The organism is Paraburkholderia sp. J7 (assembly GCF_905220155.1).
Classification (GTDB): domain Bacteria; phylum Pseudomonadota; class Gammaproteobacteria; order Burkholderiales; family Burkholderiaceae; genus Paraburkholderia.
On record NZ_CAJMYZ010000005.1, the window covers coordinates 174,603 to 201,430 of the forward strand.

A 26,828-nucleotide genomic window follows, 5' to 3' on the forward strand; every position below is an offset into this window, starting at 1 on the left:
AGTGTCGCGATTAACGGGTAGCGCTGTCGAATATGCGTTCGATTCAGAGCGTCTGGTTGGTTATCTCAGCCGGAATGGCAATTCGGAGCGGCAGTCGGGCGTTGTGATTGTGCACGACGCATTTGGCGTGAGCGACGCCATGAAGGGTATTGCGGACCGCGTTGCGGCGCTTGGTTATGCGGTGCTGGTCGCCGATGTCTGGGGCAATGGCGCGCAGTTGCGCGACGAGAGCCAGATCGGCCCGATGATCGGCCGCTTCGCGAGTGACCGCAAGACATGGATGGGACGTTTGCAGGCCGCGCAGCAGACGCTGGCCGCCCAACCCGGCGTTGACGGCTCACGCATCGCATTCACCGGATATTGCTTTGGTGGTGCGTCGGTACTCGAGTTTCTGCGTAGCGGTGCGGACGTTGCTGGTGTCGTCAGCCTTCACGGCGGCCTGGATCTGGTCGGCGAGGACTGGCAGGCGGCCCGTGCCGGAAGCAAGGTGCTGGTGCTGACGGGATTCGACGATCCGATGGCCTCTGCATCGAAGCTGCTCGCGGTCCAGCAGGCCATGAATGCAGCGCAGATTGGCTGGGAGGTCAACAGTTATGGCCTGACGCGCCATGGCTTCACCAATCCGAACGCCGATAAGGCCAATCGGCCCGAAGTGATTGCCTATAGCGCCCAGGCCGACAGCCGCTCGTGGGCCGCCATGAGTCGCTTCCTGGCCGAAGTGCTGGCCGAAGTCCCCGCCGATTGAGCCCGCTCTCTTTCGCTAGACAAAACATACTGGAGGTCGCCGCATGCCGGCCAGCAATAACTACCACGACCTGCTGTTTCCGGTCGATTCGCCGCGGCTTGTTAGCTGCCGCCAGAAGGATCCGTATCGCTATGCCCAGGACATTCAGGGCTTTCACCCCCAGGTCGCTGAAATCATCGCGGGATGGCGCACAGCGTATGCGCAGCCGTTCAAGGGGCTGACGAGCGACGGCAAAGTGCTTCCCGGCCTGTACCGCCTCGACGACGAGGGTGCGCCTACGCAGGCCATGACTGAGGCCGCGAATCGCCTGCTCAGCGAACTGAACGATGAAGCGCGCGGCAAGCTGCGCTACGACGTCGATGCAAATGAATGGCGAATCTGGAGTAATCCTGAATTTTTGGTCAACCCGTGCGGCCTACGCCTGGAAGAGTTGCCGATGTCCACGCGCCGGCTCGTCATGGACGTGATTGCGAGAAGCTTGAGCCCAGAGGGATACCGCAAGGCGGAGGGCTGTATGTGGACCAACGGCTTCCTCGGCGAATTGTGCGATCTGCCGCAGATCATGAACGAGTGGAGCTATAACTTTCTGCTGTTCGGCACGCCGTCTGTGGATCACCCCTGGGGCTGGAGTCTCTATGGCCATCATCTTTGCCTGAACTGTTTCGTGCTGGGCGGGCAGATGGTGATTTCGCCGACGTTCATGGGTGCCGAGCCAAACATCATCGACCGCGGCCCTCACGCGGGACTGGCGCTGTTCACTGACGAGGAGTTGATCGGTCTCGAACTGATGCGCTCATTGCCAGGCGAGCAGCGCGAACGCGCCACGGTCTATCGCCAGATGCTCGATCCGGCGATGCCGTCGGGCCGTTGGAATATTGCCGATCAGCGTCATATGGGCGGTGCGTTTCAGGACAACCGCGTGGTGCCGTACGAGGGCGTGCGTGCCAGTGAGTTTTCGAAGCGGCAACGTGACCGGCTGCTGGAGCTGATCGAAAACTTCATCATCTATTTGCCGGACGGTCCGCGTCGCGCCCGCATGAACCAGATCGCCACGCGCCTCGATGAAACCTGGTGGAGCTGGATTGGCGGCCAGGGTGACAACGATCCGTTCTACTACCGCATTCAGAGTCCGGTGGCGATGATCGAGTTCGATCATCACAGTGGCGTGTGGCTGAGCAATGAAGAACCGGCTAAATGCCACATCCATACAGTAGTTCGCACACCGAATGGTAACGACTACGGGCGAGACCTGCTGAGGCAGCACTACGAAACCATGCATCCGGGCCAATGTCCGGGCGTGGAATGCACACATCAACACCATCGCTGATAGCAAGGCCGCGTGAATAGAGCGCGGCGAAAGGAGAGTTATGGATCTCGGAATCAAGGGGCGCCGGGCATTTGTCTCGGCTTCCTCGCAGGGGTTGGGTTTCGCTTGCGCACAGGCGCTGGCGAGCGAGGGCGTTGCCGTTGTGCTCAATGGCAGGAATGCGGAGAAGCTCGAAGCGGCGGCACAAACTCTGCGCCGCCTCGTGCCGCAAGCGGAAGTGTCGGTCATCGCGGCCGATCTCTGCACGAAGGAAGGGCGAGAAGCGATTCTCGCGGGGCATCCCGAAGTCGACATCCTCGTCAACAACAATGCCGGGCCGCCGCCGGGCAAACTGGAGGAGTGGGACGAGACCGCGCTGCTCGGGGCGCTCGGGGCCAACATGATTCCGGCCGTGCAACTGATGCGTGCCTATATCCCGGGCATGCGGCAGCGCAAGTTCGGCCGCATCATCAATATCACGTCGGCCATGGTGAAGTCGCCGCATTACATCATGGGGCTCTCGACTTCGGCACGCACTGCGCTCACGGCGATCAGCAAGGCGATCAGCGTGGACGTGGTGGTCGACAACGTAACGGTCAATAACTTGCTGCCGGAGCGTATCGATACACCGCGTCAGGAATTCATGGCGCAGCGGCTGATGGCTGAGCACGGTATTGACCATGAAGCGGCCCGCAGCCGGATTGCCGCCACCATCAATGCGAAGCGCCTGGGGCGTCCGGAGGAGTTTGGGGCGGCCTGCGCATTTCTTTGCAGCACGTATGCAAGCTATATCTCCGGCCAGAATCTGCAACTGGATGGCGGCTCGTATGAAGGTCTGATCTGAGCGATGGCAGTCGACTCGACGAGACAACACGACCGCGAGGCCATCCTCGATCTCGAACGGCGCAGGCAGGCAGCGCTTGTTGCAATCGATCTGGCCGCGCTCGATGCGATGTTTTGCGCCGACCTGGTCCACGTCCACAGCACGGGCCTCGTGCATGACAAGACTGCGCTGTTGCGTCATATCGATCGAAAACGCGGCTTCATCGCCATTGAGCGAGGACCGCTCACGATCCGGATTGAAGGCACGATTGCCGTGATGACCGGGCCGATGTCCAGCCGCATGCGCGCCCCGAACGGCGCGGACGAGACGGTAATGCACAGCTTCGTCACGCAGGTGTTGCGCCATACGGAGCAGGGCTGGCGCTTTATGAGTTTCCAGCTGACCGTGGACCGGGAAAACTGAGCCGCATGGCGGCTCTCTCTTTTTGATAACTGGAATGACAGATGAAATTGCTTCGTTTCACCGAAGGCGGGCGCACCCGCATCGGCAAGCTCGTGGGCGATAACGTGATCGACCTGTCCGGCGTGGCGGGCGTGGGTACATCGATGCGTCAACTGCTGGTTGACTTGCCGGCACTGCGCGGCGCGCTCGAGGCGGCCGTTGAACCTGCGTACCGGGCAGGCGAAGTCAAGCTCGAGGCGCCCATCGATGATCCCCAGAAGTATCTGGCGATTGGCCTCAACTACAAGGCGCACGCCGAGGAAGCGCGTGCGGCGGGTGTGCCGATTCCGAGCAGCCAGCTCTGGTTCAACAAGCAGGTGTCGTGCATCACGGGCCCTTATGATCCGATCGAGTATCCAGGCGTCATCGAAAAGCTCGACTACGAAATCGAACTTGGCGTGATCATCGGCAAGCGCTGCCGGCACGTGACGGCGGTCGATGCGCGTTCGGTGATCGCGGGTTACTTCGTCACCAACGACGTGTCGGCGCGCGACTGGCAAAGCCGGTCACCCACCTTTACGCTCGGTAAGTCGTTCGATACGCACGGCCCGATCGGTCCGTGGATCGTCACCGACGACGAGATCGCCGATCCGCATGCGCTCGACATGGTGCTCACGGTCAACGGCGAAGAGCGGCAGCGCAAGTCGACGGGCGACATGATCTACAACATCTACGCGCAGATCGAGTATTTGACCACGGTGATGACGCTGGAACCGGGCGACATCCTGGCAACGGGCACACCCGAAGGCATTGGCATGGCGATCGGCAAGCTGCTCAAGGTGGGCGATGTCGTGCGCGCCGAAATCGGCGGTCTAGGCCATATCGAGAACCGCGTGATTGCCGTGGATTGAGCCGGTGAGGCGATAAATCGGGCACCGTGGGACGCCAGTCGGTATCGCGGCGCAACAGGCTGTCTAAAAAAATAAGCAAGGGGAGACGCCATGACATTGACAGTCAAAGCGAAGCTGATCGTCGCTTTCGGTTCTTGCGCCATTCTGATGCTGCTGCTGGGAAGCGCGAGCGCATTCGGATTGATCACGGCGGGCGCGCATGCGCGACCCATCGATCGCTTGATGATGAACGTGCAGGTGATCATGGGGCTGGGAACGGGGTTGGCCGCGATCGTCTTCGGCTGGTGGATTTACCGGACGGTATGCGGCGAACTCGATCAAATGGTTGCCCGATTCGAGGAGATGGCGCATACGCTCGATTTGACGAAGCGTCTGGACGCAAAGCATGACGCGAGCGTGAAACGCGATGAGTTCAGCACCGTGGCGTTGGCCTTTGATCGGTTGATGACGCAGATCGAGAAGGCGGTGCTGGCGGTTCGCGCCTCCACGGAACACGTGGTGGAGGCGACTCGGGAAATTGCGACGGGCAATCGCAACCTGGCCGCGCGTACCGAGGCGCAGGCCGCCTCGCTGGAAGAAACGGCAGCCAGCATGGAGGAGTTGACAGCGACCGTGCAGCAGAACGCGGAGAATGCGCAGTCGGCCATGGGGCTAGCTTCTGGTGCGCGTGAAGTGGCTGTGCGCGGTAATGAGGTCGTCGCGAATGTGGTGGCGACCATGAGCGGGATAAGCGAGAGCTCGGCGAGAATCGCGGAGATCACGGGCATGATCGAGGGCATCGCGTTTCAGACCAATATTCTGGCGCTCAACGCGGCAGTGGAGTCTGCTCGCGCCGGCGAGCAGGGGCGAGGTTTCGCGGTGGTCGCGGGCGAAGTGCGCTCGCTTGCCCAGCGAGCGGCGAACGCCGCAAAGGACATTCGCGGGTTGATCGAAGCCTCTGCCGGGCAGGTGCGGGCGGGCAGCGCACTCGCGGGGCAGGCCGGCGAGACCATGCGGGAAGTCAACCGTTCCGTGTCCCGTGTGGCGGACATCATGGAGGACATTGCGGCGGCCTCCGGCGAGCAAGGCAGAGGCATTGAGCAGGTCTCGGCGGCGGTCACGCAGATGGACGAGGTGACCCAGCAAAACGCCACCCTCGTAGGCCATTCCGCTTCAGCAGCGCATATGCTGGACGAGCAGGCCGCGAATCTGCGCGCGGCGATCGGCGTGTTCCGCGTGAGGGCCTGATAGGCCCCCAATGCGCTCAGCGGCTTACGTTTTCGCCGCTGTCCGCCGTGAAATCCGGCTGTTCCTTTGCCCACGCGCGGAGGAATTCGATGAATCCCGTCGCGATTGGCGGGATATAAGCGTTGAGGCGATAAGCAACGCCGATGGGCCTCAGCCGGTAAACATTATCCGACTTGATCCGCACGAAGCGTTCCGTTTCCATGAGAGAGGTTGCCAGTGGCGACGGCACCATCGTCAGGAAGTCGGTTCGCGACAACGTCGCGACCACGAGGCTCAGCGAAGCCGTTTCGAGCGCAACGGCATCGCGCGTGAGACCGAACGAAGCCATTCCGGCTTCCACATCGCGCCGTAAGGGGTCGAGTTCGAGGCAGGTGATCCAGCGATATTGCCGCAAGTCGCTGGCTGAGATTTTCACTACGTTTTCGAGTGGATGGCCCTTGCGGCCGACAATGGCAAGCTCATTCCCAACCAGTGGCTCGAAACGCAGGCCGTGCTCCTCGGGCAGCATTTGCGTGCCGCCGACAACGAGGTCCAGTTGTCCGCTTTCGAGTTGTTCGAGCAGCCGCGGCGTAGGGCCCGGCGTGACGCGGATCGATGCCTTCCGGCGCTGGGCGAGGAAGCGGCTGATCGGCTCCGATATCACGCCATTCGCGAGAGAGAACGACACGCCAAGCCTCAGTTCACCGACTTCGCCGTCGTGCACCGCTGTGCCGACCGCGGCCGCCTGCTGGCTGAGTTCGTAGAGCGCGCGGCCGTAGGCGGCGAGCGACTTGCCTTCGTCGGTCGGCGTGGCGCCGTGCTTGCCCCGAATCAACAGGCGTACGCCGATGCGGGCTTCCAGCAATCGAATGTTTCGGCTGAGTCCCGGTTGTGTGAGACCGAGCCTTTCCGCAGCCGAAATAAATGAGCCGAGCTCGACGATCATATGGAGCTGAATCAGGTGTCTCGGGTCAATCAGCACGGCAAGTATCCCAGGGATTTTCCCGCATTCTAGCAGGTGGAAAACGATTTGCCGGACGAGCCTTCAGGGCTTACCCGGAGATTGGCATTGCGCCTTGACTATCTCTTCAAATGCTGAGGCGGCGAGCCGAATTGATTGGCTCAGTCGACTACCTCGCCATGCCGTACATCCCTTATTTACAAGGGTTTGCGCGATTTCTCCCGGTGTTCTTCGACTATGCGCCTGGTAGCTGTTCGCCAGGTAAAACCCCAATGTTTTAACGCTAAAAGCTATTTTTTATCGGTCGTTTTCCGATTCGCGCAGAGTGGAAATTGGGGCTGTTGAAGGAGGTCGATAGCGGATGTTATGGATGATGAGTTCGACCGCATTCTTTTGATTGGACGCTCATCGGGCGCGTTCGTAATCTTCCTCGCAACTGGGCGGTACTGCCCGGCCCAATTCAGCATGGAGAGGAAGACGTCAGATGACCATCCGCAATATTCAGCATTTCTCGATGAGCGTGCCCGATCTCGAAGTGGCTCGCGCGTTCTACGATGATTTCGGCCTTGAGACGTTCTATCGCGACGGCACGCTGGTGTGCCGCTGCTTCGGCCGCGACCAGGATCAGATCATCCTGACCCAGGGCCCGCGCAAGCGTTTGACCTACGTGAGCTTTGGCACCGACGCGGATTCGCTGGCGCAGATCAAGTCGCGTCTCGACAAGGCCGGCGTCGCACTGGTCGACGCACCGGAGAACGTACGGGCAGATGGTCTCTGGTTCCGCGATTTCGACGGCATGCTCACCAACATCAAGGCTGCCGACGAAGCGCCCTGGGATACGGCGCCGCGCGTGACCTTCAACACGCTCGACAACCGTCAGGCACGCAGGGGACGCACCGAGTTGTTGGACGAGAAGCCGATCAAGCCGCGCCGTATGGGGCATGTGGTGCTGTTCTCGACCGACCCGAACCGCAAGGTTGCGTTCTACAACGAGATTTTCGACATGCGCCTGTCGGATCGCGTCGCCGCATTCCTGAGTTTCCTTCATTCTCCGGCTGGCAGCGACCACCACATCGTCGCGTTCGGCAAGTCGACCACCTACGGTCTGCATCACGTCGGCTTCGACGTTGGCACCAGCGATGAAGTTGGCGCGGGCGCGCGCCAGATGGTCAACAAGGGCTACATCCCCGGCTGGGGACCGGGCCGCCACTTCGTCGGCTCGAATACCTTTGCGTATATCCGCGATCCGTGGAACAGCATGCACGAGTACTTCGCGGACATGGACTACATCAGCCCCGAGGCGAACTGGGATGCGCAGGACTGGGTGCATCTCGGCACGCGCAGTATCTGGGGCGAGTCCGAGCCACTCGACTTCGCGAAGAACTTCGAAACGCCTGAGCTGCGTTGAGCATTCGTCACCCATCCGAGGAAGTGGCCCAGGCCACGGAGATCATGGAATTTCAAACGCAACTCTATATCGACGGCCAGTTCGTCTCCGCTCTGGGCGGGGCGACGCTGCCCGTGATCAACCCGTCGAACGAGCAGGTGCTGACGCAGGTCGCGTCCGCGCAAGAAGATGACGTCGACGCTGCCGTGCGCGCCGCACATGCCGCGTTCACGGGTGTGTGGGGCAGGACGGATGGACCGGCGCGCGCACGTCTGCTGCACCGTCTTGCCGATCTGGTCGAGCGCGACGCTGATCTGATCGCGCAGCTCGAAAGCATTGACAACGGCAAGGTGTACGGCATGGCGCGCCATGCGGACGTGGCGAACCTGATTGCCACGCTGCGTTATTTCGCGGGCTACGCCGACAAGCTCGATGGCCGCAGCATTCCGGTACCTGACATGTTCGGCCGTCCGGTGCTCGCCTATACGGTGCGCGAGCCGCTCGGCGTGATCGGCGCGATCGGCGCCTACAACGCGCCGACCATGTACATCGGCTGGAAGGCCGCCGCAGCACTTGCCGCCGGCAATACTGTCGTGCTCAAACCGGCCGAGGAAGCACCGCTGTCGACGCTGCACGTCGCGAAGCTGTTCCATAAAGCGGGCTTCCCGGCCGGCGTGTTCAACGTGGTGGTTGGCGCGGGGCCGGTGGCCGGCATGGCACTCGCGCGCCATCCGCTCGTCGCCAAGCTCAGCTATACGGGCAGCGGCGCGGTCGGCCGGATTCTCGCTGCGGAAGCCGCAAAGATCCTCAAGCCTCTGACGCTCGAGCTGGGCGGCAAGGCTGCACAGATCGTGTTGCAGAGCGCCGATCTGCATGCAGCGATCGACACACTGGCAATGGGCTTTCTCGCCAACCAGGGCCAAATCTGCGCGGCCGGCACACGCATTCTCGTGCATCGGTCGCGTGTGGCCGAAGTGGCCGAGCGCCTCACTGCGATCGCGCGTGCACAGGTGGTTGGCGACGCGCTCGACCCGCAATCGACGATGGGCCCGGTGATCAGCCAGCGCGCGGTTGATCGCATTCTTGGCTACGCCCAGACCGGCAGCGACGAAGGCGCCGAGCGCCTCACGGGCGGCAAGCGCATCGACAGGCCGGGCTACTACCTGGAGCCGACCGTCTTTGTCGGCAACAACGTCATGCGCATCGCGCGCGAGGAAATTTTCGGCCCGGTCGCGACCGTGATTCCGTTCGACGACGCGGATGAAGCCGTGGCCATTGCCAACGACAGCGAGTACGGCCTGAGCGCCGGCATTTTCACGCGCGATCTCGGCGAGGCGCACGGGGTGGCGAGGCGCTTGCGGGCGGGTGCGGTTTGGATCAATGGCTTTGGCCTGATCGACCCGAGCATGCCGTGGGGCGGCATGAAGGGGAGCGGCTACGGCCGCGAAAACGGCACCAACGCACTCGACGACGTCACTCACGAGAAGGTCGTGGCGGCACTGCTCTAAAGACACCACGTCACGCCGTGCAAATGCACGTTGCAGGACGTCATGTCATTCACAAATCATTGATTGCTTGTCTGGATTCTGTCATGCAAACCAAAGTTTCTATTCCGTCGGATGGCCTGCAACTGTCCGCTATCCTGCACGTGCCTGAAGGCGCAAAGGGTCCGCTGCCCGCTGTTGTCGTCTCGCATGGTTTCGGTGGCAATAAGGATGGCGAGACGCATGTGATCGAGGCCGATCTGTACGAAAGCCTCGGCTACGTCGTGCTGCGATTCGACTTTCGCGGCTGCGGCGAGAGCGGAGGCCAGCCGGGCCGCGTAATCTGCCAGGAGGAAGTGGCGGACATGCGTAACGTAATCACGTGGCTGCAGGGCCGGCCCGAAGTTCGCGCCGATCGCATCCTGCTGAGCGGACAGAGCTTCGGCGCGGCGGTGAGCATTTTCACGGGCGGCGTCGATACGCGCGTGTCGGGCGTCGTCTCGATCGGCGGCTGGGGCGACGGCCTGAAGAAGTCGCAGGACCAGCATTCAACGCCCGAAGCCTGGGCTCGCTTCACGTCGCTGATGGCGGAGGGCCAGCGCCACCGCGAGAAGACCGGCGAGTCATTGATGGTCAAGCGCTGGGACATCGTGCCGGTGCCCGAGCATTTGCGCAACAACCTGCCGGCCGGCTCGGTGATGGATTTCACGGCCGACACCATGGACAGCATCTGCAAGTTCCGCCCGAAGGATGTGATTGCGCAACTGGCGCCGCGCCCGCTCCTGATGCTGCACTCGGCCAACGACAGCGTGACGCCGACTTCGCAGGCCATCGACGTGTTCCAGAACGCGGGCAAGGGCGCTGAGCTGATCCTGCTGACCGAAGTCGATCATTTCCCGTTCGCGGATGGCAACGGCCGTTTGCCGCAGATCCTCAAGGGTTGGCTGGAGCGCTATTTCCCAGTGTCGCAGTAAGGCCGTGCGCGCGGGAATAGCAGCCCCATTCCCGCGCGGCGTTCGGATTCCTTAGCGGCCCTTCAGAGCGTAGCGCGCGACTACCGGAGTGTGGAACGAAGTCGGCAACAAGATCTTGCTTTCCTGTTGCTGAATCAGCGGCAGGATCTTGCCGACGTAGGCTTGCCAGCGTTCATCCTGCTTGAGCCGGGTGCGGCGCTGGAGGCGCTCGTCCAGGCTCTCGTAACCCCACATATGAATGATCTGGTTGAGCGTGCCGAGTTCGGTCACGTAGTAGCCCATCGGATTGGGCAGGTACTCGAGCTGGATCGCGAGACCTTCGTTTGTCAGGTGGGAAAGATAGGTCGCGGTTTTACCCGGATACATGGTGTAAGTGCGGTGTTCGATGAGCATTGCTGTTCCTGGCAGAGAAGGATGATGCGCCGGAGCGCTGCGCGCAATGCTCTACGGCAAGTGGTGTCGTGCCTCGTGATTGTCTGCCAGATGGAAATTGTTTTGTGTGGAGGGTGCGGTGCTCAATAGAGGGTAGGGAAGTTGTGCAGCGCTTCCTTGATGCGATTCGTGGCGTTCTTGAGCTGTCTGGACAACGAAGTAATGCGGCCCTCAGACATGCGGCTATCCACCGCAGCAACGCTGACTGCCGCGATCGGATTGCCGAGTGTGTCGAGAATGGCGACGCCGACCGCAGTGGTGCCAAGGGTTACCTGGCTGTGAATCACGGAGAAGCCATGACGACGACAGCTCTCCACTGCCTTGCGCAGGGCCTTTTCCTGAAGCGATTTGTACGTGCCGTAGCGATGCGTCAGGTAGTCGATGGCTTGCTCACGCTCGTCTTCCTGCAAGGCGGAAAGAATGGCGAGGCCGCCGGCGCCGAGACCCAGCGGGCGGCGGCTGCCCACTTCAAGTGCGATGACGCGGATAGTCGACGGGCCCTCGTAGCGGTCTTCGCATACGCACTCGTTGCCGCTGCGTGCGGTGAGATAGACGGTATCGCCGATCTCCTCAGCGAGCTGCGTGAGGATAGGGCGGCACGGTAAGCGCAGGTCGTAAATCTGGGAGGCGGCAAGCCCTAGCTCGAAGGCAAGCGGGCCGAGCACATAGCGCTTGTTCGTCTCGCGTTGCACGACCATGCGCTCGCCGATGAGGCGGCGCAGCAGCCGGTGGACGGTGGAGTGAGGCAGTCTGGACGATTCGGATATCTGCGTCAGGGCAAGTCCGTAGCGTCCGGCAGTGGCAAGCAGGCGCAGCAGTTCGAGTGTGCGTTCGATGGAACCGGCATCCGCAATTTCTTTGGCCGCAGTGTTTGATCGCGTGTTCATTAGATGGAAATGAGTGGGTCTGCTTTTCCGCAAAAGCGTAGATTTGCACCTGCTTCAGTGTAATCAATATTTTCAACCAGCGGAATCGAGACATGAAACTTGCATCGCTTAAGAACGGTACCCGGGACGGTGCCTTGATCGTGGTGTCGCGCGACCTGACGCGCGCCGTGGCCGCCTCGGATATTGCGCCTACGCTGCAGGCCGCGATCGAAGACTGGGCGCTCGCCGAGCCGCGCCTCAAGGCTCGTTACGACGAACTGAACGCAGGTGCCGCGAGTGGCGCTTTTGCATTCGAGCAGAACAAGGTCGCTTCGCCGCTGCCGCGCGCATATCAGTGGCTCGACGGCAGCGCCTATCTGAGCCACGTCGAACTGGTGCGCAAGGCGCGCGGTGTGGACATGGCGCCCTCGTTCCTGGAAGACCCGCTGATGTACCAGGGCTCGTCGGACTACTTCACGGGTCCGCAGGATCCGGTGTTCGTCGCGACCGAGGACTGGGGCGCTGACCTCGAAGCCGAGATTGCCGTGATCACCGACGACGTGCCCATGCTGACCACGCCGGAAGCGGCGAAGTCGCACATCAAGCTGGTGATGCTGCTCAACGACATCTCGCTGCGCCACGTCATTCCGGCAGAACTCAACAAGGGCTTCGGCTTCGTGAATGGCAAGGGTGTGACGGCCTTCTCGCCGGTCGCCGTGACGCCGGACGAACTCGGCGCGGCCTGGGACGGTGTGAAGGTCAGCCTGCCGCTCACCGTGCACGTGCGCAACGAGAAGCTCGGCGCGCCGCTCGCGGGCGTCGATATGTACTTCAACTTCGCACAACTGATTGCTCACGCGGCCAAAACGCGCTCGCTTGGCGCCGGTACGGTGCTCGGCTCGGGCACGGTGTCCAACCACGACCGCAGCAACGGCTTTTGCTGCATCTCGGAGAAGCGCGCGCTCGAAACCGTGGAGCAGGGCAAGCCCGTCACGCCGTTCTTCCGTTTTGGCGACCACGTGCGCGTCGAGATGTTCGATGCGCAAGGTGAGTCGATCTTTGGTGCGATCGACAACGAGATCAAGAAATATCAGGGCTAAGCGGCCCTGCTGCAGGTGAAGGAGGCCGCGTGCCCGTGAGGGGCGCGCGCGTGGAGCGGGCGGCATATCGCCCGCCGAAGTGATAAGAATTTATGCGAGACAGAAGATGAGTACCGTGACAGAGCAGAACGGCCTGAGCTACATGAGCGGTTTCGGCAACCAGTTTGCCACCGAAGCCATTGCGGGTGCCTTGCCCGAAGGACGCAATTCGCCGCAACGTGCGCCGCATGGTCTGTATTCCGAACTGCTGTCCGGTGCTGCCTTTACCGCGCCGCGCGCGGAGAACCGTCGTACGTGGCTGTATCGCCAGTTGCCTTCGGCGATGCACGGCGAGTACACGAAGATCAATGTCGCGGGCTGGGAGTCGGGTCCGTTCGACAAGGTCGACACACCCGCCAACCGTTTCCGTTGGGATCCTTGGCCAGCGCCGTCCGCGCCGACGGATTTCATCGATGGCATCGTCACGATCGCTGGCAACGGCAACCCCGAATCGCAGTCGGGCATCGTCGCGCACGTGTATCGCGCGAATGCATCGATGGGCAATCGCTATCTGCTCAATGCCGATGCCGAACTGCTGATCGTGCCGCAAAGCGGTGCGCTGACGCTTCGCACCGAACTGGGCGTGATCGGACTCGGCCCCGGCGAAATCGCCGTCATTCCGCGCGGTCTGCATTTCAGCGTGGATCTGGATGAAGGAGAGGCGAGCGGCTATATCGCCGAAAACTACGGCGCGCCGTTCCGCTTGCCGGAACTCGGTCCGATCGGTTCGAACGGCCTGGCCAATCACCGTGACTTCCTGACGCCCGTGGCGGCGTATGAGGGCGGCGCACGCGACGTGAAGATCGTACGCAAGTTCCTCGGCAAGTTCTGGGAAGGTGCGCAGAACCATTCGCCGCTCAACGTGGTCGCCTGGCACGGCAATCTGGTGCCGTATAAGTACGACCTCGCGCGCTTCATGGCGATCGGCACGATCTCGTTCGATCACCCGGATCCATCCATCTATACGGTGCTGACTTCGCCTTCCACCGTGCACGGTACCGCGAACTGCGATTTCGTGATTTTTCCGCCGCGCTGGCTGGTTGCCGAGGACACGTTCCGTCCGCCGTGGTTCCACCGCAACGTGATGAGCGAACTCATGGGGCTCGTGCGCGGCGTGTACGACGCCAAGGCCGAGGGATTCGTGCCGGGTGGCGTGAGTCTGCATAACTGCATGCTGCCCCACGGACCGGATGCGGCGACCTTCGAGAAAGCAAGCAGTGCTGACCTAAAGCCGCACAAGGTCGACAACACGCTGGCCTTCATGTTCGAGAGCTGCCATGTGTTCAAGCTCACGCCTCGCTCGCTCGAGGCGGCCAACCGTCAACCGACCTACGACACCGTCTGGGACGGCTTCGGCGCGCAGTCGCTCTGAGAAGCATCGGCACGCACCTTTCACCAGGTATCGATACTGAATTCACGCTGTCACGGAATAGAGTCATGGAGACATACGACGCAATCATTTCGGGCTACGGCCCGACAGGCGCCACGCTTGCGAACCTGCTCGGCACGATGGGCCTGAAGGTCGCCATCGTCGAGCGCGAGAAGGATATCTACGACAAGCCGCGCGCGATCACGGCCGATCATGAAGCGCTGCGCGCCTTCCAGGCCGCGGGGCTAGCCGAGCGGATCGAAGACGGCACCTGCCCGCATCCGGGCACGGACTTCGTGGGTGTGGAAGGTCAGATCATCAAGCGCTTCTATCCGCTGCCCGCGCCGGGTCCGCTTGGCTGGGAACCGACGTTCATGTTCTATCAACCGAGGCTCGAACGCGTGCTGCGTGAGGGTGTCGGCCGCTTCGACGGGGTCGACGTGTTCCTCGAGCACGCGTTTGTGAGTCTGCGCCAGGACGCCGAGGGTGTGGAAGTCGAGGTCGCCGGCCCGAACGAGACGAACAGAACGCTGCGCGGCAAATACCTGCTGGCCTGCGACGGAGCGCGCAGCCCGGTGCGCAGCCAGATCGGTTCGACCATCCATGATCTGGAGTTCGACGAATGGTGGGTGGTGGTGGACGCCGACCTGCATAACGATGTCGAACTGCCGGAGCGCTGCGTGCAGTATTGCCGCCCTTCGCGTCCGGGGACGTACATCGTCGGCCCGGATCGTCTGCGCCGTTGGGAAATCAAGGTCCTGCCGGGCGAAGCGCCGGAATCGTTCAATGATCCCGCGCATCTGAAGGCCGTGCTCTCGACCTTCGTCGACACGAGCGGGCTCGAAGTCAAACGTGTCGCGATCTACCGCTTCCATGCCGTGGTCGCCAATCAATGGCGAGAAGGCCGTGTGTTCCTGCTGGGGGACGCAGCGCACCAGATGCCGCCATTCATGGGCCAGGGCCTGTGCGCCGGCGTGCGCGACGCATACAACCTCGCCTGGAAGCTCGAAGCGGTATTGCGCGGCAAGGCGGCCGACGCATTGCTCGATACCTATGGAGAAGAGCGCCGCCCACACGTGCAAACCGTGGTCGAAACGGCCAAGTCGTTTGGGTTGATCATCGGCGAGCTCAACGAACAGGCGGCGCGCGAGCGCGACGCTCGGCTGGGTGCAGAACTGGCCGCGGGCACCGCTCCGACCATTCGTCAGTCGTTTATTCCGGGGCTTGCTTCCGGCCTGCTGTATCGCGACGAGACGGGTACGTTGAATCCGGGTGCGGGCAAGCTGTTCCCGCAGCCGTGGGTGTGCGGCAGGGACATTGGCCGGGTGCGTCTGGATGACCTCGTGCGTCGTGAGTTTTATGTGATTTCGACGAACACGGCACTGGCGGCCGACGCTGCTGTCCATCTGGCGGGATTCGGGCATCTGGCCGACGCAAAATCGATTAGCCTCGTCGACGAGCAAGAAGGAGCCGGTCGAATCAACGCCGCGCTGTTTGCTGTCAGTGAGGAGGCTGGCTTCGTGAAGTGCTGGCTCGCTGAGTACGGCGCCGTGGCCGCCGTCGTGCGACCCGATGGCTTCGCGTATAGCGTGGCACGTACGGAAGCAGAGCTGAGGGAAATGATTGCGTCTCTCGGCAAGGCGCTCGCGCCCACACCCACGTGTCAGCCGGTGAGCGGCGCGCTCGCGGTTTGACGCGCATGGCTGGACCGGGCACTTGCCGTTGTAGTGGCGTTCCACGTAGTGGGGGGCGTGGAGCGCAGGGATGGTGCCGCAGATCGCGCTCGCGACCTGCAACGAAGTGAGCTTTACTGATTAGTAGTGCAAATATAGATAACGATACCGGAGACAAGATGCATTCGAATCACACCTTCAAGGGGCGCATACGCGCGATTTCCTGGGCGGCCGCACTGGTATGCGCGATCGTTCCATTCGCGGCCGGGGCGTCGACCTACCAGCCAGCCGGCATCGACCTCGGCGCCACGACGTTCAACGATGCGTTCGGCGGAATGGACCCGGGCTGGACCACGATCCAGTTGCTGCAATATGAGCACAACAACAAGTTCTACGACAACAACGGCAACAATCCAGGCACGTTCAAGAACGGCGATTTGAACGCCCTCGTTTGGCTGCCTCAGCTTATCTACACCTCGCCGTTTCATCTCATGGGTGGCGCGCTCGGGTTCACCGCGCTGCTGCCGGTCACCAATCTGAACGCGAGCTCGGATCCTGCCGGCCCCGGTGGCGCCGACCTGACTTCGCGCTCGGGTATTGGCGACATCACGTTTGGCCCATTTCTACAGTTTGCGCCGATCATCAGCGGTGGCCGCCCCGTCTTCGTGCACCGTTTCGAGTTCGACGTGATCGCGCCGACGGGTGCCTACGATCCGACCAGGCTAGTCAACCCGGGCTCGAACTTCTGGTCGTTGAATCCCTACTACGCCTTCACCTGGTTGCCGACGCCGAAAACCTCCATTTCGGTGCGTATGCACTATCTGTACAACTTCGCGAACAACAACCCCGGCGACAATTTTTCCGATGGCTTTTTTCCGGGCATGACGAAGTTCAAGGCGGGTCAGGCCGTGTGGGCGAACTTCGGCATCGCGTACAAGGTGCTGCCGAATCTCGACGTGGGTCTGAACGGTTTCTGGTTCCGCCAGATCACGGACGACACGGTAAATGGCGTGTCGCAAAGCGCGGACCGCACCACCAACGTGTCGCTCGGCCCGGGTGCCGAATGGACCATCGATCGCAGGAACTATGTCTTCGCGAACATCTATCTTCCGGTGGTCGAACGCAACACGTATTCCGGCTTCCACATGAACCTGCGCTGGATCCACTCGTTCTGACCGATCGACAAATAAGGAGTACGACATGGCAATGCAACAATCGTCGATCTTCCGGATCGCAATCATCTATAGCCTCGGTGTGCTGGCGGCCATGACGGTTGGCGGCGCGATTCCGGTGCTCAATGCGATCGGCGCCGATTTTCATCCGCGCGATCCGTCTATCATCGGCCTGGTGATGTCGCTGCCGTCGATGATGGTGGCCATCGGCGCGCTGATCGCGGGCTACTTCGTCGACAAGTGGGGCGACAAGCAGATGCTGTTCATCGGCAGCGTGGCGATGGTGATTGGCGATGCGATCGTGTGCAAGGCCCCCGAACTGCATATGTTGCTGATCGGTCGCGGCGTGTGCGGACTCGGCTACGTGCTGATGGCGGTTTCGGCAATCACGCTGCTGATTCGCGTGGTCGAGGAAAAGCGCCGCAATATGGCAATTGCGATCTGGTCGACTTTCGTGCCGGTCAGTATGATTATTCCGTTCATGCTCGCAGGGCTGGTCGAAAAGGCGGGTGACTGGCGCTTCATGTTCAGCGGTCACGGCATGGCGACGGTGGTGGTGGCGTTGGTGCTGATCGTCTGCATCCCAGGCCGCGACAAGAGCTCGAAGCAGGTCTCGCGTACGGCGGGTGTGCGCGCCGTGCTGCGCTCGCCGTGGCCGTACCTGCTCGGCATCTCGATTGGCGGCGACGCCTTCCTGCATGTCGGCATCATCGCTACGCTCGCCCCGTATCTGCATACCCGCTACGGCACCGATCTGATGACCGTGAACATGTGGAACATCGGCGCGATGGTGGTGAATGCGCTCGGGTCGCTGCTGTTCGGCAAACTGCTCGACTGGGGCGCGCCGCCGGTCAAGACCGGTCTGATCGCGATTGCCGTGACCGGGATTCCGGCGCTGATTATCTTCGCCTTCCCGATCGGTGCGGCTGCCTCGATCGTGCTCTCGTGGATCCTGCTGTTCGCAAGCGGCGTGCTAACCGGCATGTGGGCCTATACGCCGAGCGTGTCGCCGTCGGCCGAGAGCATTGGCGCGACCAGCGGCCTCGTCACGCAGATTACGCTGCTGGGCGTGCTGCTGAGCGGCCCGATCTTCTTCGCCGCACAGGCTGCGCCGACGGCGTTCCCGATGGTGATTACCATCATTGTTGGCGTGGTTGGTGCTGCGGCCCGTTTGCCGATCCTCGCGCGCGGCACGCGACCGAAGTGGGCAGACAATGTCGATGCGAATGTGGTGGCGGCACACGGTTGATATCAACTGTCGCTAAGTAGAAAAGTGTAATGAACAGTCTGGCCGGCGGGCGCTGCAAACCTGCCAGACAAAACAAGCAGTAAAACGAAGGCGGGTATGGGCCCGCAGCCAAACGGAGTGAAGAAGAGATGGAAATTGCAATCATTGGCGCGGGCATTGGTGGTTTGACGCTGGCTCTGCGTCTGCACCAGAAGGGGCTCAAGCCCCGTGTCTACGAAACGACTGCGGAGCTGCGGCCGCTTGGGGTGGGCATCGTGAGCCAGCCGTATGGCACGCGTGAAATGACCGAGCTTGGGTTGCTCGACGAGCTGAATGCGGCGTCGGTCGATTCGATCGAATCGCTCTACTACAATCAGTACGGCCAGGAAATCTACGGTGAGCGTTGCGGTTCGCATATGGGCTACCCGCATGCCCAGCGCTTCATTCACCGTGGCATCTGGCAAATGATGCTCTACAAGGCGGTGGTTGAGCGTCTGGGCAAGGATGCCGTGGTGCTCGGCGCGCGCTGCGCCGGCTTCGAGCAGGACGACACGGGCGTAACGATCCGCTTCACGGCGCATCCGGCCGCGACCAACCCCGTTCCCACGGAAGTACGGGCGGACGTGATGATCGCCTCCGACGGCATCAATTCCGCAGTGCGCGCGCAACTGCATCCCCAGAAGTCGAAGCCGCATTTCTCGGGCATTACGCTGTGGCGCGGCGTCACGCTGATGAAGCCGTTCAAGACGGGCGGCGCGATCCTGCACATCGGTGCACCGAGCCAGGGCAGCCTGATCGTCTATCCGATTGTCGACAACTATGAAGGCACGGGCCTCACGCTCGTGAACTGGATTGTCGAGCAGAACGATCGAGCCGAAAGTATCGAAGACTGGAACCAGAAGGGCGACGTTGCGGAAATCGCGCACATGTTCGACGAGTGCGAACTGGACTTCATCAACGTCGGCGAGATGCTGCGCAATTCGAAAGAGGTCTATCTGTTCCCGTTGATCGACCACGATCCGCTCGAGCAGTGGTCGTTCGGCCGCGTGACGCTGATGGGCGACGCGGCGCACGCCATGTATCCGCGCGGCGGCAATGGTGCCTGCCAGGCGCTGGTCGACGCGCGCGTGGTCGCCGAGAAGCTGATCACGATTGAGAGCCCGGCAGAGGCCTTCAAGGCCTACGAGGAAGAACGCCGCCCGATCGCAAACCGGCTCGTGCTCGCCAATCGCGGCGACGGCCCGGAAGTGGTGCGCCGCATTGTCGAGGAGCGCACGGGGGGCAAGCGCTTTGACGACATCGAGAAGGTGCTGCCGTTCGCCGAAGCCGATTCGATTTTCAAGGAGTATCACCGCCTTGCCGGAATGAAGCGCCCGAATGAGAATCCGAACGAAGCGAGCGGCTTCCGGTCGGTATTTTTCCACAACGCGTGACCGTCAAGTGACATCCGGTCGGGGCAATCGTTCGCGATGCGCCTTGGCCACTCCGTGACGGAAACGTTGCCATTGCCCCGTTCCGCCTGTATTTGAGGCGCGCTTCCTAAAGCGCGTCTTTTTTGGTGTTTTAGGGTACTCACTGGTACCAAATAATTGGACGCTGTTGATAATGGGGGGTATGCCGCACCGGCCGTGACGATCTGGATGCGGGAAATGTCCGACGAATGGACAGCCGAAGCGCCTGATGAAGCAGGTTGGCTGGACAACTCGTAAGCAGCGGCGCCACGTCGCCCATGCCGTCGATCGCACCAATATCAATTTAGTAGAACAAATCAAATGCTCCGTCGTGGAGCACGTTCGTTTTGGAGGAAAGCATGGAAGGATTTTTGCAGAATACCTGGTACATGGCTGCCTGGGAGTCGGAGCTGGCCGAGGGCAAGCTGTCGCGCCGGATCGCCGATATTCCCATGGTGCTGTTCCGTAACGCACAGGGCGAACTGGCTGCGCTCGTCGACCGTTGCCCGCACCGTTTCGCACCGCTCAGCATGGGCACGGTCGAGAACGGTAATCTGGTTTGCCCTTATCACGGCCTGGGTTTCGACCAGCATGGCAAGTGCGTGGTCAACCCCTTCTCCGACAAGATTCCGGCCGGCAGTTCAGTGCGCGCGTTCAAGGTGAAGGCGAAGGACGCTATCGTCTGGGTCTGGCTCGGCGACGAAAGCCGCGCCGACGAGTCACTGCTGCCGGACTATTCGTTCCTGAACGATACGTCGACCAACCGCGTGCTGCGCGACTATCTGAAACTTGCCTGCCACTACGAGTATCTCGTCGACAACCTGATGGATGTCACGCACATCGAATGGGCACATCGCAAGACCTTTGGCGGACGCGGTCTGGTGCAGCACGGCAAGCACGAGACGCTGCAAAACGCCAACGAGGTCTGGATCAACTGGTCCTTCCCGAACGTGCCGAAGCAACCCATTCCGATCTATCCGGACGAACAGATTCCGTGGGAGCGCACCGACATGTGGATTGACACGCGCTGGAACGCACCGGGCAACGTGATGCTCGATATCGGCCAGACGGCTGTCGGCGCGCCGCGCGAAGAGGGGCTCAAGCAACTGCTCGCGCATATCGTCACACCCGAAACGGCCACGACTTCGCACTACTTCTGGGGTGTGGCGCGCGGCGTCAACCTGGATTCCGAAGCGGAGGACAGGCGCATCTCGGGTCTGCTGCGTTTCGCGTTCGAAGCGGAGGACGTGCCGCTTGTTGAAGCGGCCGCCAAGGTGGTGGAAGGCGAGAACTTCTGGGATCTGAAGCCTGTTCACCTCGGTCCCGATATCGGCTCGACGCGCGTGCGCCGGACGCTGGAGACGATGGTGCGCAAGGAAGCCGACGCAGCAAAGCCGGCGCAGTAATCGAGGGTTTTCGATCAACGCACGTCGGGATTTCCCGGCGTGCTTAACTGTAGTCAGGTGGTGAAAGTCATGGCGCAGATCAAGTTGGTACTGAGAGACGGCAGCCAGTTGGATGTCGCGGGCAAGGAAGGCGAGCACCTCATGAAGATCATCCGCGATGGTGGCGGATACGAGCTGATGGCCTTGTGCGGTGGCGGATGTTCGTGCGCGACGTGTCACGTGTATATCGATGAGCGTTTTTCCGCCGAACTGCCACCGGTCGCATCCGAAGAAAACGACTTGCTCGACTGCTCCGGTCATCGGAAAGTGAATTCGCGCCTGTCGTGCCAGGTGCCGTTTCATGCGGGGCTGGACGGGATGCGCGTCGAGATTGCGCCGGAAGAATGAAGGCTTCGAGCGGAGCATACGAGGGCGGCATGAGGGAGTACGAGATTCTGATCGTGGGCGGCGGGCACGCCGGCGCCCAATGCGCGGGCGCATTGCGGCATTTCGGTTTTGACGGTTCGATTGGCCTGCTGACGGACGAAAGCGAATTGCCATATGAACGCCCGCCGCTGTCCAAAGACTATCTGAGCGGCGACAAGACACTCGAACAGCTGGCGTTTCATCCGGCCGAATTCTGGGCCGACAAGCGTATCGACCTGCTGCACGGCCGCTATGTCGAGTCGGTCGATGCGTCCGGGCGGCAGGTGGCTTGCGCGAACGGTGAGACCTGGCGCTATGGCCGCCTGATCTGGGCCGCGGGTGGTCAGGCACGCCGCCTGAACTGCGCTTGCCCGGATCTGACGGGCGTCCATGTCGTGCGAACGATCGCGGACGTCGACCGGATCCGGCTCGAACTCGCGGACGTGCGGCGCGTCGTCGTGATTGGCGGCGGCTTCATCGGCCTGGAATCGGCGGCTTCGCTGCGCAAGATTGGCAAGCTGGTCACGGTGGTCGAAGCTTTCGACCGGGTATTGGCACGCGTGACGGGCCCCGAGCTCTCGACGTTCTTCGAACGCGAGCATCGCGCGCATGGCGTGGAAATCTGTGTGAGCGCCAAAGTCGAAGCGCTGGAAGGCGAGCATGGCCACGTTCGCGGTGTGCGCCTCGCGGACGGGCGGCTGTTGCCGGCTGATCTGGTGATTGCTGGCATCGGGATCGTGCCGTCCGTGGCGCCGTTGCTGTCGGCCGGGGCGGCGGGGGAGAACGGTGTCGACGTGGATGCACGGTGCCGGACTACGCTCGAGCACGTTTACGCGATCGGGGATTGCGCTCGACACCACAACGCATTTGCCGGACAGGCAATCCGTGTCGAAAGCGTGCAGAACGCGGTCGATCAGGCCACGCTCGTGGCGAACGAAATCATGGGGCGTCCACAACCCAAGGCTTCAGTGCCGTGGTTCTGGTCAACCCAGTACGATCTCAGGCTCCAGATGGCGGGGCTCTCGACCGGGTACGACGATCTGGTCGTGCGCGGCGACCCCGAAACGAAATCGTTTTCCATTGCGTATCTGCGCGATGGCGTGCTGATCGGAGTCGATGCGGTCAACGCGGTCAAGGATTTCATGCAAGGGCGCACGGCGATCGGCAAGTTTGTGCGCCCCAACCGAGCGGCATTGGCTGATCCGGCTACGCCGCTTTCGAGCTTCCAGTAAGCTCACACAGTGCAGGTACCGGCGGCGCACTACGCGTCGCCGCTCATGCATTTCAGGCCGGGATGATGAAGCGCGCCACCGCTTCGCGGATCTTTCTGGTCACCTCGGCAAAATCGGGCGCCTGCCGGTAGTTGATGGCCGCGATCAGGTGCGTGGCGATCACCGCGCCGAACAGCATGTCCGCAGTGCGGTCCGCATCGACGGCCTCGATGCGCGCCTGTCTGAGCAACTCACCGATCTGCGAGACCAGAAAGCGCTTGCAGCGGTCGATGCCCTGCTCATAGTAGTGCTTGCGAATTGCCGGCGACAGTTCCGATTCGGCGATTACGAGCCGGCTCACCAGGATATGCCGCTCGCTGAGCACGTAATGCGCCATTTCGGTCAGCGCGGCTTCGATGATGGCCTGCGGTTGACTGGCCGGATCGATCACGCATTTGTGCTCCGGAAAGTATTCCACGTCGGTCACCAGCGCGCGGAACAGTTCCTCCTTGGTCGCGAAGGCCTCGTAGATGGTCCGCTTCGACATGCCGCCATGGCGCGCGATATCCGCCATGCTCGTGGCCACATAGCCCGACTGCCTGAACAGTTGCTCTGCGACTTTCAGTATCTGTTCGCGCCGCTCCTCGGGAGAGGTCGTGGCCGGTCGGCCACGGCCTCTCGATACGGTGCCTGGGTAAGGAGTAGCTGCCACGCTTGACCTTGCTGGATGATCTGATCGAAAGAACCTCGATTTTATACGGTGCCGCCGCGACGTAGGCGGCAATTCAATACCGCCGAACCCTGATGATATGCAAGGTTCTGTCCAGTTGCCGGAAATCCGTTGCGCTTGCCGTCTTGCAAAAATATATAGCGGCTTATAAATTTCTACGAGCCCGTGAACAGAATGCTTCTTTCAAGGTTATGTTGAAAATTAGGCATGCGAAATGATCGACTGGTCTGAAACCCAACGCGAAAGCGCCAAGCGCCAGAGGCGCGAGGCGATTCTCGCCGCGGCAGAGGCTCTGATCCGGGCCAGGGCCAGTACTGATTTTTCGATGCAGGCCCTGGCTGATGCCGCCGGATTGAGCCTGGCCACCACCTACAACCTGATCGGCCCGAAATCGACTGTGCTCTACGCACTGTTGAACGTGCGTGCTGACGCGATCAGCGACGTACGGGCACGCCTGAGTGGACAGAGGAACCCGCAGTCGCTGGTGAAGGCCGCAGCGCGCTTCGCGGTGCGCCAGTTCGCCGGGGACCCCGAGTTTTATCGCCCGTTGATGCGGCATCTGCTCGGCGTGCCCGATCCGCTGCATCACACGGCCTTCATGGCGCGTGGCCTCGAATACTGGCGAGGCGTTGCGGCCCTGCTCGGTGAGCAGGGCCAACTGAGGTCCGATGCGCATGTCGAAGAGCTGGCGAGGTTCGCCCACGTTTATTTTACTGGTGCACTCGACATGTGGCTCCACGAGGAATACGACGAGCCGCGCTTTTTCGGCGAACTCGAACGCTATCTGAGCCTGCTGCTGCTTCCGGAAGCATCCAGGCCAGTGCCGGCGATACGCCAATGATCTGGATATCTGAATGAAAAGAGGAATGGAGATGAAGCAGACTGATGTGCTGATTGTAGGCGGCGGAGCGACGGGTCTAACCGCATCGATGCTGCTCTCGACCTATGGCGTGAAAAGCCTGTTGGTCAGCAAGTACAAGCAGACTTCGCCGTTGCCGAAAGCGCATCTGCTGTCGATCAAGACCATGGAGATCTACCGTGAGCTTGGCGTCGAGGCAGCGATCCGCGAGCAGTCGTGCCCCGAGGAGAACATGCGCTACGTCGGCTGGTATGCGGGACTGTCCGGGGCGAGCCCCGATCATGGTCGCGAGCTCGCGCGGCTCGGCGCGTTCGGCCGCGGCCGCGAGGATCTGGCCTGGCGCGCCGTGAGTGACCAGGGCTATGCAAATCTGCCGCAGGCGCGGCTCGAACCGCTTCTACGCGCCCGCGCCGAGGCACTGGCGCCCGATGCCGTGCACTTCTACCATGAGTTCCGCTTCTTCAGGGAGGCGGATGATGGCGTCGTCGCGACCATCGTCGATCGTGAGTCCGGCGAGCCTTACGAGGTTCGTGCGCGCTATCTGCTGGCCTGCGACGGCGGGCAGAGCGTGGGCGCGCAGCTGGGCGTCGAGATGGAGGGGCAGGCTGCGGTGGCCACCACGATCTCAGTGCATTTCAGCGCCGATCTCTCGCAGACGGCTGGCGCCGTGCACAGCAACGACGTGCTGAATCGCACTATCCTTAACCCCGACACCGGCGAACCGGGCGTGCTGGTGCCGATGGGGCCGCAGGCCTGGGGCTCACAGTCACGCGAGTGGGTCTTCAACATGATCGCCGCGCCCGGCGATCACAAGCTGGATGACGATACCGCGGCGGTCGCAAAGCTGCGCAGCACGCTCGGCATCGAGAAGCTCGACGTTCAGGTCCACCAGATCACGCGCTGGCCGCTCAATGCCGTGGTCGCGGCGCGCTTTCGTGCCGGGCACGCCTTCATCCTCGGCGACGCCGCGCATCGTATGCCGCCGGCGGGCGCCCACGGCTTGAACACGGCGGTGCAGGACAGCTACAACCTGTGCTGGAAAATCGCCGCGGTGCTCCAGGGCCGTGCCGGCGATGCACTGCTCGATACCTACGAGGCGGAGCGTAAGCCGGTGGCCCGGGCAACCGTCGATTCGGCCTACGAAAACTGGCAGAACGCCTGGCGCATCGCGGCCTCGTTCGGTTTTTCGCCAAAGCAGTCGCCTGAGGAGAATTGGCGCAATCTGCGGCTGCAGTGGGCGGAGGGTCCCGAGGGCGACGCCGCCCGTCATCGCGCGACCGCTGGCATCTCGATTGCGCTGTCCACGTACAACCACTTGAATTTCAACTTCGGCTACACCTATGCACAGGGTGCGCTGGTGCCCGACGAGATTCCGGCGCCGGTGCCGCTCGATCGCGATGGCGACTTCCGCGCCAGCACGAAGCCCGGCCATTCGCTACCGCACGTGTGGCTCGAGGATATGCGTGGCCGCTACTCGATCAACGAAGTAGTCGGCCGGGGCCGGTTCCTGCTGATTGCTGGGGAAGCGGGCCAGGCCTGGTGCGAGGCAGCCTACCGGCTAGCCGCGAAATACGGTGTCGTGCTCGAAGCATTCACGGTCGGCGTGCACGAGGGCGACCGCTTCGATTTCCGGTGCGAATGGCTGCGGAATCGCGAGTTCGGGCCCGGCGGCGCGGTGCTCGTGCGTCCAGACCACTTCATCGCGTGGCGTGCGATGGACATGGCGCGCGACCCGGTGCAGATGCTCGACACCGCTTTCAGGAAGGTCATGGCGCTGGCCTGACGGGCCGGCACGGCTTCACGCCGAGGCCTGCGAGAGTCTGGGAGAGTCGCGCGGTCTAGCGCGACGCTACGCAGCATCGTCCCATTGGGGCGCGAATACTGGACTCACGAGACGCAGATTCTTCGCGATGCGACTGATGGCCGCGTAATCGTCGTCGTCCAGCGACACGTTCAGCGCGGCCTGGTTCGCGAACTGATTGGCCCTGCCGCTCGCCTTGGGCACCGCGGCGACATTCTCTTGATCGATCAGCCACTTTAGCGCGACCTGGGTGGGTTGCACGCCGTGCTTGTCGGCAATCCGCAGGATTTCCGGCATTTCCGAAACCTTGTTGCGGGCGAGCGGGCTATAGGCAATGAGCGCCATGTCGTGCTCGCCGGCAAAGTCGAGCAGCTTCGCCTGGCTCAGCGCGACGTGATACTCGACCTGCATGGCGGCCAGCGGTGCCTGCATGACTTCCACCACCTCGCGCACCAATGCGAGCGGAAAGTTTGCGACGCCGATCGCTCGCGCGCGGCCATCTTCCTTGAACGACACGAGTGTTTCGATCGTGCGCGCCAGATCCCAGTCCTGCGTGGGCCAATGAATCATGAACAGATCGATGTAATCGGAACGTAGTGCACGCAACGTGTTTTCAAACGAGGCCCGCATCTTCACCGGACTCAGCTGGTCCCACCACACCTTGCTCGTCACGTGAATCTGCTCACGCGGAACAGGCGATTGCGCGATCGCTGCGCCAACCGCGGCTTCATTGCTGTACGCGGCAGCGGTATCGATATGGCGATACCCAAGCTCGAGCGCCTGGGCCACCGCGCGCGTGCATTCGTCGCCGAGCATGGGCCAGGTGCCGAGCCCGAGCTTCGGCATGTTCAATTGATGTCGATTGACGATCCGTTGCATGAATGTTG

25 protein-coding genes are annotated in these 26,828 nt (G+C 62.0%); 20 read left to right on the plus strand and 5 right to left on the minus strand.

The window, feature by feature from the left end:
* Nucleotide 1 precedes the first annotated feature (1 nt).
* The 6 genes from U5A58_RS10200 (at nucleotide 2) to U5A58_RS10225 (ending at nucleotide 5,414) form a co-directional block, all read left to right on the plus strand.
* A complete protein-coding gene (locus U5A58_RS10200) occupies nucleotides 2–745 on the plus strand; it encodes a dienelactone hydrolase family protein (RefSeq protein WP_321961349.1) in 744 nt (247 codons plus the stop codon).
* A 43-nt stretch (nucleotides 746–788) separates the two neighbouring features.
* Nucleotides 789–2,072, plus strand: a complete 1,284-nt coding sequence (locus U5A58_RS10205; RefSeq protein WP_321961350.1) for a DUF3500 domain-containing protein — start codon at nucleotides 789–791, stop codon at nucleotides 2,070–2,072.
* 40 nt (nucleotides 2,073–2,112) lie between these two features.
* The gene (locus tag U5A58_RS10210) at nucleotides 2,113–2,895 is read left to right on the plus strand and encodes an SDR family oxidoreductase (RefSeq protein ID WP_321961351.1); all 783 of its coding nucleotides are present in this window, start codon (nucleotides 2,113–2,115) and stop codon (nucleotides 2,893–2,895) included.
* 3 nt (nucleotides 2,896–2,898) lie between these two features.
* Nucleotides 2,899–3,297 carry a nuclear transport factor 2 family protein gene (locus U5A58_RS10215; protein ID WP_321961352.1) on the plus strand — a complete coding sequence of 133 codons (399 nt, stop codon included), beginning with the start codon at nucleotides 2,899–2,901 and terminating at the stop codon, nucleotides 3,295–3,297.
* Between the two features lie 41 nt (nucleotides 3,298–3,338).
* Nucleotides 3,339–4,187, plus strand: a complete 849-nt coding sequence (locus tag U5A58_RS10220; protein WP_321961353.1) for a fumarylacetoacetate hydrolase family protein — start codon at nucleotides 3,339–3,341, stop codon at nucleotides 4,185–4,187.
* A 90-nt stretch (nucleotides 4,188–4,277) separates the two neighbouring features.
* Complete coding sequence (locus tag U5A58_RS10225) at nucleotides 4,278–5,414, plus strand: methyl-accepting chemotaxis protein (protein ID WP_321961354.1); 1,137 nt, start codon at nucleotides 4,278–4,280, stop codon at nucleotides 5,412–5,414.
* A 16-nt stretch (nucleotides 5,415–5,430) separates the two neighbouring features.
* Here U5A58_RS10225 and U5A58_RS10230 read toward each other — a convergent pair whose 3' ends face one another.
* On the minus strand, nucleotides 5,431–6,375 hold the full coding sequence (locus tag U5A58_RS10230) for a LysR family transcriptional regulator (protein WP_321961355.1): 945 nt from the start codon (nucleotides 6,373–6,375) through the stop codon (nucleotides 5,431–5,433).
* 463 nt (nucleotides 6,376–6,838) lie between these two features.
* On the opposite strand from U5A58_RS10230, the gene U5A58_RS10235 reads away from it, so the two are divergent.
* From U5A58_RS10235 to U5A58_RS10245, 3 genes are all read left to right on the plus strand, one after another.
* On the plus strand, nucleotides 6,839–7,762 hold the full coding sequence (locus U5A58_RS10235; RefSeq protein ID WP_321961356.1) for a VOC family protein: 924 nt from the start codon (nucleotides 6,839–6,841) through the stop codon (nucleotides 7,760–7,762).
* Between the two features lie 44 nt (nucleotides 7,763–7,806).
* A complete protein-coding gene (locus U5A58_RS10240; RefSeq protein ID WP_321961357.1) occupies nucleotides 7,807–9,249 on the plus strand; it encodes an aldehyde dehydrogenase family protein in 1,443 nt (480 codons plus the stop codon).
* Between the two features lie 83 nt (nucleotides 9,250–9,332).
* Nucleotides 9,333–10,199 carry an alpha/beta hydrolase gene (locus tag U5A58_RS10245; RefSeq protein ID WP_321961358.1) on the plus strand — a complete coding sequence of 289 codons (867 nt, stop codon included), beginning with the start codon at nucleotides 9,333–9,335 and terminating at the stop codon, nucleotides 10,197–10,199.
* 51 nt (nucleotides 10,200–10,250) lie between these two features.
* Here U5A58_RS10245 and U5A58_RS10250 read toward each other — a convergent pair whose 3' ends face one another.
* Together U5A58_RS10250 and U5A58_RS10255 are read right to left on the minus strand one after the other, a co-directional pair.
* Nucleotides 10,251–10,592: an NIPSNAP family protein gene (locus U5A58_RS10250; protein ID WP_321961359.1), complete on the minus strand. Its 342-nt coding sequence runs from the start codon at nucleotides 10,590–10,592 to the stop codon at nucleotides 10,251–10,253.
* A gap of 122 nt (nucleotides 10,593–10,714) precedes the next feature.
* On the minus strand, nucleotides 10,715–11,518 hold the full coding sequence (locus U5A58_RS10255) for an IclR family transcriptional regulator (RefSeq protein ID WP_321961360.1): 804 nt from the start codon (nucleotides 11,516–11,518) through the stop codon (nucleotides 10,715–10,717).
* Between the two features lie 92 nt (nucleotides 11,519–11,610).
* Here U5A58_RS10255 and U5A58_RS10260 point away from each other — a divergent pair, with 92 nt between their 5' ends.
* The 9 genes from U5A58_RS10260 (at nucleotide 11,611) to U5A58_RS10300 (ending at nucleotide 22,572) form a co-directional block, all read left to right on the plus strand.
* Entirely contained in the window at nucleotides 11,611–12,597 is a 987-nt protein-coding gene (locus U5A58_RS10260; protein ID WP_321961361.1) for a fumarylacetoacetate hydrolase family protein, read from the plus strand.
* A gap of 106 nt (nucleotides 12,598–12,703) precedes the next feature.
* Complete coding sequence (hmgA, locus tag U5A58_RS10265; protein ID WP_321961362.1) at nucleotides 12,704–14,008, plus strand: homogentisate 1,2-dioxygenase; 1,305 nt, start codon at nucleotides 12,704–12,706, stop codon at nucleotides 14,006–14,008.
* 65 nt (nucleotides 14,009–14,073) lie between these two features.
* A complete protein-coding gene (locus tag U5A58_RS10270) occupies nucleotides 14,074–15,699 on the plus strand; it encodes a bifunctional 3-(3-hydroxy-phenyl)propionate/3-hydroxycinnamic acid hydroxylase (protein ID WP_321961363.1) in 1,626 nt (541 codons plus the stop codon).
* 158 nt (nucleotides 15,700–15,857) lie between these two features.
* Nucleotides 15,858–16,853 (plus strand): transporter, encoded by a 996-nt coding sequence (locus tag U5A58_RS10275; protein WP_321961364.1) that lies wholly within the window; start codon nucleotides 15,858–15,860, stop codon nucleotides 16,851–16,853.
* A gap of 25 nt (nucleotides 16,854–16,878) precedes the next feature.
* Nucleotides 16,879–18,099, plus strand: a complete 1,221-nt coding sequence (locus tag U5A58_RS10280; RefSeq protein WP_321961365.1) for an MFS transporter — start codon at nucleotides 16,879–16,881, stop codon at nucleotides 18,097–18,099.
* Between the two features lie 128 nt (nucleotides 18,100–18,227).
* Nucleotides 18,228–19,511 carry an FAD-dependent monooxygenase gene (locus U5A58_RS10285; RefSeq protein WP_321961366.1) on the plus strand — a complete coding sequence of 428 codons (1,284 nt, stop codon included), beginning with the start codon at nucleotides 18,228–18,230 and terminating at the stop codon, nucleotides 19,509–19,511.
* Between the two features lie 377 nt (nucleotides 19,512–19,888).
* Nucleotides 19,889–20,935 (plus strand): aromatic ring-hydroxylating dioxygenase subunit alpha, encoded by a 1,047-nt coding sequence (locus U5A58_RS10290; RefSeq protein WP_321961367.1) that lies wholly within the window; start codon nucleotides 19,889–19,891, stop codon nucleotides 20,933–20,935.
* Between the two features lie 69 nt (nucleotides 20,936–21,004).
* Complete coding sequence (locus tag U5A58_RS10295) at nucleotides 21,005–21,322, plus strand: 2Fe-2S iron-sulfur cluster-binding protein (protein ID WP_321961368.1); 318 nt, start codon at nucleotides 21,005–21,007, stop codon at nucleotides 21,320–21,322.
* Nucleotides 21,323–21,351: 29 nt separating this feature from the next.
* A complete protein-coding gene (locus U5A58_RS10300) occupies nucleotides 21,352–22,572 on the plus strand; it encodes an NAD(P)/FAD-dependent oxidoreductase (protein ID WP_321961369.1) in 1,221 nt (406 codons plus the stop codon).
* Nucleotides 22,573–22,624: 52 nt separating this feature from the next.
* Here the strand turns inward: U5A58_RS10300 and U5A58_RS10305 are convergent, their stop codons facing one another.
* The gene (locus tag U5A58_RS10305; protein WP_321961370.1) at nucleotides 22,625–23,263 is read right to left on the minus strand and encodes a TetR/AcrR family transcriptional regulator; all 639 of its coding nucleotides are present in this window, start codon (nucleotides 23,261–23,263) and stop codon (nucleotides 22,625–22,627) included.
* 232 nt (nucleotides 23,264–23,495) lie between these two features.
* On the opposite strand from U5A58_RS10305, the gene U5A58_RS10310 reads away from it, so the two are divergent.
* Nucleotides 23,496–24,122 carry a hypothetical protein gene (locus U5A58_RS10310; protein WP_321961371.1) on the plus strand — a complete coding sequence of 209 codons (627 nt, stop codon included), beginning with the start codon at nucleotides 23,496–23,498 and terminating at the stop codon, nucleotides 24,120–24,122.
* Between the two features lie 25 nt (nucleotides 24,123–24,147).
* The gene (locus U5A58_RS10315) at nucleotides 24,148–25,923 is read left to right on the plus strand and encodes an FAD-dependent monooxygenase (RefSeq protein ID WP_321961372.1); all 1,776 of its coding nucleotides are present in this window, start codon (nucleotides 24,148–24,150) and stop codon (nucleotides 25,921–25,923) included.
* A gap of 66 nt (nucleotides 25,924–25,989) precedes the next feature.
* Here U5A58_RS10315 and U5A58_RS10320 read toward each other — a convergent pair whose 3' ends face one another.
* Complete coding sequence (locus U5A58_RS10320) at nucleotides 25,990–26,820, minus strand: aldo/keto reductase (RefSeq protein ID WP_321961373.1); 831 nt, start codon at nucleotides 26,818–26,820, stop codon at nucleotides 25,990–25,992.
* Between the last annotated feature and the right edge of the window lie 8 nt (nucleotides 26,821–26,828).